12 protein-coding genes, 4 tRNA genes, 2 pseudogenes and 1 riboswitch are annotated in these 13,968 nt (G+C 39.3%); of the genes and pseudogenes, 15 read left to right on the top strand and 3 right to left on the bottom strand.

The window, feature by feature from the left end; genetic code table 11:
• Window positions 1-82: 82 nt before the first annotated feature.
• On the top strand, window positions 83-1,966 hold the full coding sequence (locus IRT38_RS07260) for a DNA primase (RefSeq protein ID WP_194597323.1): 1,884 nt from the start codon (window positions 83-85) through the stop codon (window positions 1,964-1,966).
• Window positions 1,967-1,970: 4 nt separating this feature from the next.
• On the opposite strand, the gene hemA is transcribed toward IRT38_RS07260, so the two are convergent.
• Complete coding sequence (hemA, locus tag IRT38_RS07255; protein WP_004960107.1) at window positions 1,971-3,254, bottom strand: glutamyl-tRNA reductase; 1,284 nt, start codon at window positions 3,252-3,254, stop codon at window positions 1,971-1,973.
• Window positions 3,255-3,333: 79 nt separating this feature from the next.
• Between hemA and IRT38_RS07250 the strand changes: the two genes are divergently transcribed.
• From IRT38_RS07250 to IRT38_RS07195, 13 genes and pseudogenes are all read left to right on the top strand, one after another.
• Window positions 3,334-5,052, top strand: a complete 1,719-nt coding sequence (locus IRT38_RS07250) for a tetratricopeptide repeat protein (protein WP_194597322.1) — start codon at window positions 3,334-3,336, stop codon at window positions 5,050-5,052.
• 4 nt (window positions 5,053-5,056) lie between these two features.
• The gene (gene lolB / locus IRT38_RS07245; RefSeq protein ID WP_194597321.1) at window positions 5,057-5,638 is read left to right on the top strand and encodes a lipoprotein insertase outer membrane protein LolB; all 582 of its coding nucleotides are present in this window, start codon (window positions 5,057-5,059) and stop codon (window positions 5,636-5,638) included.
• 16 nt (window positions 5,639-5,654) lie between these two features.
• A complete protein-coding gene (gene ispE / locus IRT38_RS07240) occupies window positions 5,655-6,488 on the top strand; it encodes a 4-(cytidine 5'-diphospho)-2-C-methyl-D-erythritol kinase (RefSeq protein WP_194597320.1) in 834 nt (277 codons plus the stop codon).
• Window positions 6,487-6,561, top strand: a tRNA-Gln gene (locus tag IRT38_RS07235). The genes ispE and IRT38_RS07235 overlap by 2 nt, the downstream gene beginning before the upstream one ends.
• A 25-nt stretch (window positions 6,562-6,586) precedes the next feature.
• Window positions 6,587-6,661 (top strand) — tRNA-Gln (locus IRT38_RS07230).
• 18 nt (window positions 6,662-6,679) lie between these two features.
• Window positions 6,680-6,754, top strand: a tRNA-Gln gene (locus IRT38_RS07225).
• Window positions 6,755-6,839: 85 nt separating this feature from the next.
• Window positions 6,840-6,914, top strand: a tRNA-Gln gene (locus tag IRT38_RS07220).
• Between the two features lie 37 nt (window positions 6,915-6,951).
• Entirely contained in the window at window positions 6,952-7,905 is a 954-nt protein-coding gene (locus IRT38_RS07215; protein WP_004913997.1) for a ribose-phosphate pyrophosphokinase, read from the top strand.
• Window positions 7,906-8,002: 97 nt separating this feature from the next.
• Window positions 8,003-8,299, top strand: coding sequence for a 50S ribosomal protein L25 (rplY, locus tag IRT38_RS07210; RefSeq protein WP_004913998.1), 297 nt, complete (start codon window positions 8,003-8,005; stop codon window positions 8,297-8,299).
• 19 nt (window positions 8,300-8,318) lie between these two features.
• On the top strand, window positions 8,319-8,900 hold the full coding sequence (gene pth, locus IRT38_RS07205) for an aminoacyl-tRNA hydrolase (protein ID WP_004913999.1): 582 nt from the start codon (window positions 8,319-8,321) through the stop codon (window positions 8,898-8,900).
• Window positions 8,901-9,044: 144 nt separating this feature from the next.
• Entirely contained in the window at window positions 9,045-9,425 is a 381-nt protein-coding gene (panD, locus tag IRT38_RS07200) for an aspartate 1-decarboxylase (protein ID WP_004914001.1), read from the top strand.
• 190 nt (window positions 9,426-9,615) lie between these two features.
• Window positions 9,616-9,780, top strand: a complete 165-nt coding sequence (locus IRT38_RS17710) for a hypothetical protein (RefSeq protein WP_328705985.1) — start codon at window positions 9,616-9,618, stop codon at window positions 9,778-9,780.
• Window positions 9,781-9,846: 66 nt separating this feature from the next.
• Window positions 9,847-11,390: pseudogene (locus tag IRT38_RS07195) on the top strand (patatin-like phospholipase family protein).
• Between the two features lie 3 nt (window positions 11,391-11,393).
• Here IRT38_RS07195 and IRT38_RS07190 read toward each other — a convergent pair.
• Window positions 11,394-12,581 (bottom strand): hypothetical protein, encoded by a 1,188-nt coding sequence (locus tag IRT38_RS07190; RefSeq protein WP_194597319.1) that lies wholly within the window; start codon window positions 12,579-12,581, stop codon window positions 11,394-11,396.
• A gap of 9 nt (window positions 12,582-12,590) precedes the next feature.
• Window positions 12,591-12,808: pseudogene (locus IRT38_RS07185) on the bottom strand (hypothetical protein).
• 182 nt (window positions 12,809-12,990) lie between these two features.
• A riboswitch (FMN riboswitch) is annotated at window positions 12,991-13,146 on the top strand.
• A gap of 93 nt (window positions 13,147-13,239) precedes the next feature.
• On the opposite strand from IRT38_RS07185, the gene ribB reads away from it, so the two are divergent.
• Complete coding sequence (gene ribB, locus IRT38_RS07180; protein WP_112986577.1) at window positions 13,240-13,899, top strand: 3,4-dihydroxy-2-butanone-4-phosphate synthase; 660 nt, start codon at window positions 13,240-13,242, stop codon at window positions 13,897-13,899.
• Window positions 13,900-13,968 lie beyond the last annotated feature (69 nt).

The raw sequence follows: 13,968 nt of genomic DNA, 5'->3' as shown, positions 1-13,968 counted from the left end.
TGTTTTTTATTTTATGCAACAATAATTTCTGACATTTTGCTCGGCAAAATATTTCACTTTCTACCTGAATGGTTAAATGCACATGGCGATTCCACAACATACGATTGATCAGATTTTAGATCGAACCGACATTGTCGATTTGATTGGTCAACGTGTGAAGTTAAAAAAGACTGGGCGTACCTATTCTGGCTGTTGTCCCTTCCATCAAGAAAAGTCCCCCTCATTCCACGTTTACCGTGATAAACAGTACTATCACTGCTTCGGTTGCCAGGCAAATGGGAATGCTATTCGTTTTTTAATGGATATTGATGGTCGTAACTTTGTTGATGTAATGAAGGAACTATCTAATAAAACAGGTATCGATTTACCCAAGGATAACCAAGATAATAAAAAACTATCCTACAAACGTAGTTCTCAGACTATTATAAAAACAGCACCAACTGTAGCACAAGAGAGTCATACAACTCCGCCTCCTGCTGCTGATGACTATGCTGATGGGCACTTTGTAGATATGGATCGTTTCATAGATGATCCCTTTGCGCAGTTTGATCCGTCTTTCGCATTTGAAGAAAATGTACAAGAAGGCAATTTATATGATCTTCTTGAAAATGTTGCTCAATTTTATGAGCGTCAGCTACCTAATAGTCAAAAAGCTCAGAATTATTTTAGGCAGCGCGGCTTGTCACCACAAACAATTCAATTTTGGCGTTTAGGTTACGCGCCTGAAGACTGGCAGCATTTAGAAAAAGCTTTCCCTCAAGATATTGAAGGCTTAAAGCAACTTGGCTTAATTCGCTCTAGTGATAGTGGGCGTGATTTTGATTTGTTACGAGAGCGTGTGATCTTCCCCATTCGTGATCACAAAGGACGTGTGGTCGGTTTTGGTGGTCGTGCATTAAATGATGAAATTAAACCCAAATACATCAACTCACCTGATTCAGAAGTTTTTCACAAGAACCAGTTACTTTATGGTTTATATGAGGGCCGTAAACTTAAAGCCAATGATTGGTTGATGGTTGAAGGCTATATGGATGTCATCGCCTTGCAGCAATACGGCATTAATGGTGCTGTTGCCACACTTGGAACAGCAAGTAATGCAGATCACTTAACCACATTATTTAAGCAAAATTCGCGAATCACCATCGCTTTCGATGGTGATGCTGCGGGTCAAAAAGCAGCACGTCGTACATTAGAAATCGCATTACCACTTCTTAATGATGGGCGTGAATTAAAGTTTTTTGTATTACCCAATGAGCATGATCCTGACTCTTTGATTCGTCGAGAAGGTTTAGAAAACTTCCAAAGGCTACTTCAACAATCACCACTGTTGTCTGACTTTGTATTTGCCCATTTAACAGGGCAACATGATGTCAGCACACCTGAAGGTAAAAGTTTAGTCATGGGAGAACTACGAGAATTAACGGAGTTATTACCCAAACATGGTTCTTTTCGTTATTTGCTCACCCAATCTTTCCGTGAAAAACTTGGCTTGGGTAAACGCTTTACCCCACAAATTAGTCATGATGCTTCGCTTTCTTTTAACATCCAAACCAAAGATGAAGATTTTGCGATCGCTATTTTAATGCATCATCCCTTTCTTTATATTCATTTTGAAGAATTACGTGCGGTGATTGATCAAACAGAATTGTTGGCCAAGATTTTAGCCGTACTAAATATCGTGTTTGATGATCTACCTGATGATCAAGAGTTAGCAACTTATTATGTACTCGGTGCATGTAGCAATTTTAGCCATGAGATTGCTGATATTATGCAACGCACCAATATTCAATCATTAACTCAAGCACCTGAAATTGCAGATAAATTAGCAAAGGAATATGCTCTAGGTTTACAGGAAAAATATTTAAGATTAAAACTTAAATCACCGATTACACTGATTGAATCACGCAACTTACGTCAGCAATTGAATGAATTAACTAAGCAAATTAGCTTACGCTTACTATCCTAATTTTTTATTGTTTTGGCTTGCGCTCATGCTCAAATACTTCATGAAGATGCTGCTGTAGCCATTCAAAATAATCAGGACTCTCAGCTTTAGCCGCCTCACGCAATAAAATGGAGGTCGGATGCATCAATTTTTGCGTCAAACGATGAGCAAACTCTTGCAGAACTTGCTCAGGCGGATGTCCATGTTGTAATGCATCCATGGCATGTTCTAATTCAATTTGACTCATTTCTTCGCTATGTTGGCGGTAGGCTTGTATCGTTCCGCCCGCCTCTTTAACTTTTTGCTGAGTAATCAATTGTGTCGCTAATTGATTTACCATTACTTCAGCTTCAACAGCAGCTTGACGACGCTGTGCTAGATTTTCATCTATCACACTTTGTAAATCATCTACGCCATATAAATAAACGTTATCTAGTGACTCAACCTTTGGATCAATATCACGTGGAACAGCTAAATCCACCATCAACATTTGTTGATAACGCCGTTTCTTCAATGCTGATTTAACATCTGCATATCCGATCACTTGATGCAAACTTCCTGTACAACTTGAAACAACATCTGCTCGATATAAATTTTGTGCTAACTCATTGAAAGGAATAATTTCAACATCGACTTGATGGGCAATTTCTTGAGCAAGAAGATCTGCTCGTTCACGACTGCGATTACAAATTAACATTTTAGCCACGCCCATTTCAGCGAGGTGCTTGGCAACTAAAGTATTCATTTCACCCGCAGCAACAATCATTACCGTTATTTTCTCTGGGTGGCTAAATACTTGTGATGCTAGTTGCGCAACGGCATAACCCATTGATACGGCATGGCTACCGACTGATGTTTCTGAGCGTACACGCTTTGCTGCGTAGAAAGCATATTCAAAAACACTATTCAATTCTGGTGATACTGTTTCAGCATTTTTTGATAGGGCAAGAGCACTTTTTACCTGTCCCAAAATTTGTGGTTCGCCTAACATCAGCGAATCCAAACCACTGGCAACACGCATTAAATGTGTAACAGCTTGAGCGTTTTCGTAACGATAAACATGATGAGTTAATTGTTTTACATCAATATTATTCACTTGGGCGAGCCAGTTTAAGACGCTATCCGCGTCTTCTGTCATGGCATAAACTTCTGTGCGGTTGCATGTAGACACAACCACCATATCTTTCAATGAAGGATGTTGACGTTGCTCCTGCAATAGCACAGCTAACCGCTCTGCATTGAAAGCGATTTGCTCACGTAGTTCAACAGAAGCTGTTTGATGGTTGACACCCAATGCAAAGAAAGACATATCAGATCATCATTTCGCTAAATTTATGTTATTGTGCAACATCGGTGTCATAAAAAGCATTACTTTGGATCAATAAAAATTGCGTCAGCTATATCGCCGTAATAACTTTAGCGGCAAGACGATTCGACGGTATTCTACCACAATCTTGTTGTTAGGTAGCATGAGCTCTTATGTCTCTGCACAAGCAATACACGATATGTATGCAGACAAAAGTTTTGAGAATGCACTACAACAGAGCATGATTGCTGAATTTTCCCTTGCTTATGATGATATTGCAACCGCATTACACAATTACACCGTTCTTGCCATTCGTAGTAACTCTACAACTATTAAGCAACGCGCATTAGATGTTGCTCTTGAATACAATGATCTACAAGCGGCATTAAATATTGCAACGCACTGGGTTGAACAAGAGCCTAAAGATGTTCCAGCATTATTTTACTTATCACATATTGCATTAAAAACGCATGAATATGAACTTGCGGCAAAAACCTTAGATAAAATTCTTAATATTGATCCTACTTCTGATCTAGAACAAATTTTGGCTGGAATTGCTCCTGAGAATGCTCAAGATCGCGAAATCTTATTGAATGCTTTACGTGCCAGCACAGAAAAAGACAATCCTTCGATATTGGCTTTGATCGCAGGTCTAGAAGCGCAAGATGGTTTGTATGAGCAAGCGCTTAAGAATATTAATCGTGCATTGCGTAAACGGTCTAAGTCGACTAGTTTTATTTTAATGAAAGCCAACCTGCTAATGGCTTTACAAGATGATGAAGCAACCCAAAAATGGTTTGCTAAAGCAAGCCGCAAGAATAAAGAAAATCTCGATATTCGTTTAGCGGAAGCACGTTATTACATTCAGATCAATGATCAACAAACAGCATTAGAAAAACTTGAAGATGTTATAAAAGATCATCCAAATGCTGAAGAAGCACTGTTCATTGCAGGCTTAACCAGTATTGATTTGAAACAATATGAAAAAGCAGAACAGTACTTAGTCGATTTGCGTAATTCAAGCAAATATCAAAATGAAGCCTATTACTACTTAGCAATCAATGCTCAACGCAAACAGCATTATGAAACAGCAAAGGCATATTATCGATTAGTAGACGGCAGTTTATATATCGTGTCTAGACGCAATATGATTGCTATTTTTGAAAAACAAGAACAATTGAATGATGCACTACGCTTCTTAACCCAAGAGCGTGTGAATTATCCTCAACATGCAAGTTTCTTATATCAAGCACAAGCTGATATTTTAAAGAAAATGAATAATAAAAAAGCGGCTTTAGCATTACTGGATGAAGCAATAAAGAATTTGCCAGATGATCCTGAACTCATTTATGCAGAAGTACTTCTGCTTGATCCTTTCACTGATCGAGATAAATTAGATAAGACTCTAAAACAATTATTGGTAATTGAGCCAAACAGCCCAACCTATCTTAATGCATACGCCTATACCCTTGCTTTACAAAATCGTCGCTTAAAAGAGGCACGAAAATATGCGGAACTCGCACTAGAATTTGCACCAGAACAAGCTTCAATTTTAGATACACTAGGTTATATCGCATTTTTACAAAATGATTTTGATACCGCAGTCAAAGTCCTTGGGCAAGCGTATGAAATTAGCCAGAATGTAAATATTGGAATTCGATATGCCAAAGCATTGTATATGCAAGGTGCTCTCACTCAATTTAGTGATGTGTTACATCAATTAAAACAAAAACATGTAAATGCCCCACAATTACAACAACTTGATGGCTTAATCTTACCTGTCACAGTAAAAAAGAGTTAAATTCATGCGCTCATTGTCAAAACTATGCATTGCGATTTGTAGTTCAAGTGTTTTATTACTTAGTGGTTGTCAAAGCTTAACTCAACCCCAAAAACCAATCGTGACACCGCAATTTCAAGATGAAAATAATTTTAACTTACAAGGCAAAATTGGGGTTCGCACACCGCAGCAATCTGGCAGTGCATTCTTTACATGGGCACAGCAACAAGATGAATTTGATATTGAATTAACTGGAATCCTAGGTGTTGGAAAAACACAAATTCAAGGTAAACCTGGTGAAGTCACACTAAATAGTGCAAAAACTGGACTTATTTCAGCGACCACACCTGAAGAATTACTTGAAAAAGCTACAGGATGGCAAGCACCAATTATGCACTTGACGTATTGGGTACAAGCCAAACCTGCGACTCAAAATGCGCAAATCATAAAAGATGAAAATAATAGATTAAAGCAACTCATTGAAGATGGTTGGACAGTTGATTTTAGTTATAACGACGCACAAATGCTGCCAAATAAATTATTACTTAAACAACCACTTGCGGAAGATAAAGAAAACCGTATTACAATGGTGATTCAAAATCGATAATTGATTAAATTAATCTATGATTAGAGTACCTTCACCTGCAAAATTAAATTTATTTCTGCATATTACTGGTCGTCGAGCGAACGGTTACCATGAATTACAGACGATTTTTCAATTAATTGACCTATATGATTGGATGACTTTTGAAAATTTGTCTGAAGAAATAATCCAGATTGAAGGTATTGCTGAAGTTCAACTTGAACAAAATCTCATCTATCGTGCAGCACAATTATTACGCCCACATGCAAAAAAACCGTGTGGACTAAAAATTTTGATAGAGAAAAATATTCCTATGGGTGCTGGTCTTGGTGGTGGATCATCCAATGCTGCAACCACACTGATTGTGCTCAATCAACTTTGGGAATGCGGCTTAAATGAAACACAGTTAGCTGAATATGGTGTGCAACTTGGTGCAGATGTTCCTGTCTTCATTTATGGTCGAAATGCATGGGCAGAAGGCATAGGTGAACATTTATCATTCATAGACTTAGATCAAAAACAATTCATTATTTTAAAACCTGATTGTTTTATCAGCACTCAATTGTTATTTTCACAAAAAACATTGACAAGAGACTCTAAGATCACTAAATTTTGCGCCTATCAGTTAGAACCTTCTAGCTTTGGAAATAACTTTGAACCTTTGGCTCGACAGTTATACCCTGAAGTTGAAGAAGCAATGCAATATTTAGATCAATTTGGTCTAGCAAAGCTTACAGGTACAGGTGCTTGTGTTTTTACTGAAGTAACCAGTGAAATGGATACAAAGATGATTTTGCAAAACGCACCTTGTAAAGCTTACTTGGTCAACAGTTTAGCAGAATCACCTTTAAGACATTTCAAAGTTACACGTTAGGGGCGTCGCCAAGTGGTAAGGCAGCGGGTTTTGATCTCGCCATCCGTTGGTTCGAATCCAGCCGCCCCTGCCAATTTTCACCTGTAGATGTATGTAATAGGGGCGTCGCCAAGTGGTAAGGCAGCGGGTTTTGATCTCGCCATCCGTTGGTTCGAATCCAGCCGCCCCTGCCATTACATATCATCAAATTTAGGGGCGTCGCCAAGTGGTAAGGCAGCGGGTTTTGATCTCGCCATCCGTTGGTTCGAATCCAGCCGCCCCTGCCATATCTTTAGACAGACTTGTTTTATATTGATACCTGTTCAATCATATTGACATTATCATGCAAAACGATTAAAGTTCTGCCGCATTAGGGGCGTCGCCAAGTGGTAAGGCAGCGGGTTTTGATCTCGCCATCCGTTGGTTCGAATCCAGCCGCCCCTGCCATCCAAATTCATTATAAGCCAACCGCCAAGGGTGCTTCATGCCCAATCTTGTCGTTTTTAGTGGAAGTGCTCATCCACAGTTCGCCCAAAAAGTCGTAAGCCATTTACATATTCCACTCGGTGCTGCTTCTGTAAGCAAGTTTTCTGATGGTGAAATTTCAGTTGAAATTACTGAAAATGTTCGTGGTAAAGACGTTTTTATCGTTCAATCTACTTGCGCACCAACCAATGATAACCTTATGGAAATCTTGGTAATGGCAGATGCTTTGCGTCGTGCAAGTGCTGGTCGTATTACTGCAGTTATTCCTTATTTTGGCTATGCTCGCCAAGATCGTCGTCCACGTTCAGCACGTGTACCGATTACGGCTAAAGTTGTAGCAGATATGTTGACAACTGTTGGGATCGACCGTGTGGTAATGATCGACTTACACGCAGACCAAATTCAAGGTTTCTTTGATATTCCTGTTGACAACATCTACGGAACGCCAGCGTTATTGGCAGACCTACGTCAACAACAACATGACAACCTTATGGTGGTTTCACCTGACGTTGGTGGTGTTGTTCGTGCACGTGCTGTTGCAAAACAATTAGGTGATATTGATTTAGCTATCATCGATAAACGTCGTCAAAAAGCAAATGAATCACAAGTGATGCATTTGATTGGTGACGTAAAAGATCGTGACTGTGTCATTGTTGATGACATGGTAGATACAGCAGGTACGCTTTGCAAAGCTGCCGATGCACTTAAACAATTTGGTGCTCGCCGTGTTATTGCTTATGCAACTCACCCTGTTTTATCTGGCAAAGCGATTGATAATCTTCGTAATTCTGTTATTGATGAACTTGTTGTTACCGACACGATTCCTCTTTCTGATGAAGCTTTGAACTTAGGTAAAATTCGCCAAGTATCTGTAGCTAGCATGGTTGCTGAAACAATTCGTCGTATTAACAACGAAGAATCTATTAGCGCTATGTTCGATAGTTATCTATAATAACCCAGCTTTTTTCTTAAACCCTAGCTTAGCTAGGGTTTTTCTATCACTAAACTGGTCGCAAGTTTAGTTTCATAATCTCAATGAGGATATGCCCATGGCAAACTTCGTATTAAACGCTCAAGCACGTGAAGCTGCACTACAAGGGAAAGGTGCGAGCCGCCGCCTTCGTCATGCTTCACAAATTCCAGCAATCATCTACGGTGGTAGCGCTGAGCCTGTAACAATCACTTTAGAACTTCGTGAAATCGTTAAAGCTTTAGAAAGCAACGAATTTTTCGAAGAAGTGATCGAAATCAAGATCGGTGATAAAGTTGAAAACGTTAAAATCCAAGCGTTACAACGTCACCCAGCTAAAAACACTCCTATGCACGCTGACTTCAAACGCGCATAAGTGTTAAAGGCGTAAATTAGTGTCAAATATTTCGCTAATTGTTGGTTTGGGTAATCCTGGTAAGGAATATGCCCAAACCCGCCATAATGCAGGCTTTTGGTTCGTTGAACAACTTGCTGATCGTTATGGTATCTCTTTAAAAGCAGAACCAAAGTTTCATGGGTTCACTGGTCGTGGTCAAATTGAAGGTCATGACGTACGCTTACTCTTACCAACAACATTTATGAACCGTTCAGGTCAAAGTGTTGTGCCATTTGCCAAATTTTATCAAGTCACACCAGAAGCGATCTTAATCGCCCATGATGAACTGGATATGGATCCTGGCATAATTCGTTTAAAAACAGGTGGCGGACACGGTGGACATAATGGTCTTCGTGATATTGTTCCGCATATCGGTCCTAACTTCCATCGTTTACGTATAGGAATTGGACATCCTGGTTCCAAAGAACGTGTTTCTGGTCATGTGCTTGGCAAAGCTCCTAGCAGTGAACAAGATTTAATGGATGCAGCAATTGATCATGCGCTTTCAAAAGTGAAAATGCTTGTTGATGGACAAGTTTCACAAGCGATGAATCAAATTAATGCTTACAAACCCGCTTAAACTTAAACTGAATTGTTGAACAATCACGCTTGCCATATTGTGTTTTTAAGCGCAAAATGCGCATCAAACCGCCTACACCCTGCGGAAATGTGACAAGTCAACCATAAGATATTCATCTTAGGTCTTACTCAGGAGACGCTAGCCATGCTATCTCGTTTATTAAAATGTAAAATTCACCGTGCAGTTGTGACACATGCAGAACTTCATTACGAAGGTTCTTGTGCAATTGATGGTGTATTAATGGACTTAGCAGGGATTCGTGAATACGAAGAAATCCACGTATGGAACGTAACTAACGGTAAACGCTTTACAACTTACGCAATTCGCGGTGAAGATGATTCAGGCATTATCTCTGTGAACGGTGGTGCTGCTCATCAAGCTGATGTTGGTGATTTAGTCATTATTGCGACATTTGGTGATTTTACTGAAGTAGAAGCTGATCTTCATAAGCCACGCTTAGTGTATGCGAATCCAGACAACACTGTAAATCATACAGCGAACTGCATTCCTGTACAGATTGCCTAATATAAAACACAAGATTCCCAAAAAAGCCAGTCATCATGTACTGGCTTTTTTTATGGGTATATTTTCTGATATGTCCAAATAAATACAAAAATGCGTCAAACTATTGATAGGTTTTACTGAACCTCACTTGCAAAATATTGTTCAGATTCATTAAATAAATAGACAATAAAGATAAATTGAATGAAAGCATATGGATATTATAAAAACACTCAGTAAAGTAAAATTATTCCATGAATTAGAACCTGAATCTTTAATAGATCTAGCTCAGTTCTGCTCTGTAAAGCATTTACAAACGGGTCATCAACTCTATGATTTAGATGATCTCCCGCTTCATGTTTATATTATTGCTCATTGACGAGTCAAATTAACAACAAGAACCAATTTATCTACTTACCTAGGTCGTCACGAAATCGTTGGTGAAATGGGTGTTATTTCCAACCAACCTCATCATGGTCGTGTAATCGCAACTCGAGATACTTGTCTTATAGAGATTCCCCAACAGCAGTTTACTGAGTTTCTACAAAAACACCCTCAAGTTTTATTTGCTGTATCTCAAATGATCATAGCCCGTTCTCAGCCTGAATTGCAGCATATTCACGCAATGAGCCATAGCAGAACACTTTCAATCATCCCGATCTCAATGCAGATTCCAGCAATTCATCTTGCAGAACAATTGACTGAGCATTTAAAACGTTGGCCCAATGTAAGAGTCGTAACTGCAGCCCATGTCGATGCCTTATTTGGAGAAGGATTTAGTCAAACAAAATTAGACTACAGTTCAGAAGATCTAAAGTTAAGGCAATGGCTAGCTATTCTTGAAGAAAAGCATTGTTATGTATTATATGCTGCAGATCGACCTGATGATGAATCGGCAAAGCGCTGTCTGCACCAAGCAGACCGAATCTTAATTTTAGCGGAAGCAAATCAATCTCCGATTCACAGCCCCTTAGTTGATGTCTTAAATCAATATGATTGGCAAAATCCAATTGAACTGGTGTTATTACGCTCTGAAGGTGATCCCTCACCTTACACTCTGCAATGGAAGAAATTATATTGTGCTCAAGCACATTATTTTATTCACCCGTGGTCTGAAACAAATATCCGTGCAATCGCGAGACAAATTACTAGCCAAGGCTTAGGGCTCGTTTTAGGCGGGGGCGGCGCACGTGGTTTTGCTCATATTGGGTTGATACGAGCATTAGAGCAACTGCATATTCCAATTGATATTGTTGGCGGAACCAGCATGGGAGCCTTCATTTCTGCTTTAGTCGCTTGTGGCTTCGATAGTGTAGAAATGAAACATTTGTGGCTCGAAACTACCTCAATGACTACACCATGCCTAAAGTTTCATTGATTCGTGGGCAACGCTTTCATGCACGTTTGCAGGCTATTTTGGGGCATCGTCGGATCGAGGAATTGAAGCAAACCTTCTACTGTATTTCTACAAATCTTTCTACAGATGAAGCAGTTATTCATGATCAAGGTGAACTTGCGACTTGGGTAGGAACCAGCATGAGTGTTCCTGGCGTTGCTCCACCTGTGGCGTGGCATGAAAATTTATTATGCGATGGAGGTGTGATTAATAATTTACCTACGGATGTTATGAAAAATTTGGAACGTGGTGCGATTATTGCCAGTAATGTAAGTTCACATGATGACATTCGTGTTCCAGGCATTGGATTGAATGAACCTGATCAAAGTGCTTTATTGAACTGGAATAAAATTATTAAAGATAAATTATTAAGAGCTCCACGTCTTGCAGAAATCTTGATGCGTACAGCGACACTTGCTAGTGACACAATGATTCAAGCAGCAGCAATAGAGCGCGCTAATTTACATATACGCATGCCCATAGATGGGATTGGAATGTTTGACTGGCATCGGCTTGATGAATTGGTTGAACGTGGGTATGAGCATGCATTAAAAACTTTGGTTCCTATCCGAGATACGCTCCCCTCTGCCTGATTATCACTGCTCAGTGATCGAATTCAATCCAATACCATATTGATCTAATAAATGATCTAGATATTGATAGGTTTCTTCATCGAGCTGCTGCATGTAGCCATTCAAAATGCTCTGACATAGCTTTTGCTTTGCAATTGGCATACGGCGAATAATGTCAAAAGTGACATCCCATTGTGATCTTAATAAAGATGCATAAGCGATATGATGAAAGACCTCCTCATCAATCTGAGATATTGCCTCAGCAACAGCTTCTCTCGCTTCATCTTGCATAAACGTAACAACTACAAGCATATCAGTCCATAAATTACACTGATCTGCTGCGGCTACGATACTTTGAATAATTTCAACCTGTCTCAAGGCTGGTAAATTGGCTACAAAATTCTGTGCGTGATTCGACAAACAAGCGACCACAGGCAGCATATCTTCCCATAGCCCATCTTCCTGCGTAGCTTGAATGATCGCATTAATTACACCTTCTCCTTGCTGAACAGCCAAATCTCCCAGCTCTTGTTTCAAGCTATAACCAATATGCGTCATAAGTGCCAAGAGTTTTGGCCATATGAGGCGTTGAGAAGAATCACAAATAATTAATAACGTTTTTTGTATCCGCTCTTTCGGCAAGACATGCACTAAATGATCAATACGTTCTCTTGATTCAATATAAAAGACGATTTCGAGTAAATCGCTCTCCTTTTCAATCATTTCGGCGATATCTCGAAAAACATCGTCCGCCAACATGCCAACAAAACGTCCCATCGTCACAAAATCACGTTGCTCAAGTAAAATACGAGCGATATCTTTTATTTGATGCGTCGTTAACAACATCAATAATTCTCTGGCTAAACGAGGGTCAAGATAAACTGCAATATCGGCAAGCATTTTGGGTGTTAAATGTTTAGCGATTTGATATAAATTTTCTGTAGAAAGATGCGATGCAATTTGAGCAACAATCAATGGCGATAAAAAGCGTTTTACGATAAATACGTTTAACCAACTTGGTAACCAATTTACCCATACAGCAAGAGAGCGAAATCTGTTTTTTTGTTGATCTTGTAATTGTTCTATTATTCCAAAGCGAAACTGACGTAGGCTCTCTGGAGCCAAAGGTTTTAAAAAATTGAGCTGTGTTTGTGAAACACCCAAAATATGCGCCAGTTTTATAATTTCAGCTTCAACAGCTAATCTTGTCATGACCAGCCCCTATCGTTGATAGTTTTTAAATAAAGGTCTTAGAAAAAATGGAACTTTAAAGAGACTTTGATTAATTTTTTATTCTCTTGTTCGATCGTTTGTTTTAATTGCTGATTCAATCAAGCCAAATCTTGCTGCGAGACTAAACTAAAATCTTTTAAGCTCATCACAGGTCGGTGAAGTTGCTGAGCCAAGTTTTCCAACTCGATATTATTCTTAATATCCATTTTATTGATCTCCATTTTTATTGTTCTATGTTTGGAGTGTATGCGTAATTCAAAAAGAATACTAGCACTTAGAATTATTGAAAAATGTGAATGATTTCTTAGTTAATCTTCTGGTTTAAATAGAACGGTTCATTCTATAAAAAACTATTTTCAGAATATAGAAACTCGATATAATCAAATCACATCGCTTCAGGGCGGGGTGAAATTCCCCACCGGTGGTAAGTTAGGCTTTGCTCATCAAAGACCTAATCAGCCCACGAGCCTGTATATTTTTATATACAAGCAGATTTGGTGAAAAACCAAAGCCGACGGTATAGTCCGGATGAAAGAAGACGAAATCACCGAAACTTACTTTGGTTTGTTTTGGTGTCCGCTTATTTTGCATCAGTCCTGAAATGTTCAACCGTAACCCAATTACGCGAGCGTTTCATATGTCTAGTTTAATTCAACCTGAACTTTTCTTTTCAGCACTCTCACCAGCTGAACTTCGTATTCAACAAGCTTTAGATGATATTCGCCAAGGCAAACCTGTATTGGTCATGGACGATTTTGATCGGGAAAATGAAGCTGATCTTATTATTGCTGCTGAAACATTAACCGTCGAAACAATGGCACAAATGATTCGTGATGGTTCTGGTATTGTGTGTTTATGTTTGACTGAACAATTAGCTGACCATTTAGAACTCCCACCTATGGTCATAGATAACTCTAGCCAATTCAAAACTGCATTTACCGTCACGATTGAGGCAGCACAAGGCGTTACGACAGGTGTATCAGCAAAAGATCGTGTAACAACGGTTTTTGCTGCAACTAAGGATGGTGCTGTTGCAAGTGATCTTCATCGTCCAGGTCATGTATTCCCCTTACGTGCTCGTGATGGCGGTGTACTAACCCGTCGAGGTCATACCGAGGGGACAATTGATTTAGCTCGTTTGGCAGGCTTAAAACCTGCAGGTGTGCTATGTGAGCTAACCAACCCAGATGGTTCTATGGCATCAGGTATTCAAGTGTTAGCGTATGCGCAAACACATGGCTTGACAGTGATTAGCATAGAAGAACTCGTCCAATACCGTTTAAAGCATAATCTTTAATACAAAAAAGCCTCGATTCATCGAGGCTTTTTATTAGGATACTTTGCGCTGTTGATTTAATTGCTCGAT

It is taken from the genome of Acinetobacter sp. SK-43 (assembly GCF_015351505.1).
GTDB lineage: Bacteria > Pseudomonadota > Gammaproteobacteria > Pseudomonadales > Moraxellaceae > Acinetobacter > Acinetobacter junii.
Note: the sequence above shows the minus strand (reverse complement) of the source record. Positions and strands in the feature narration are given on the sequence as shown.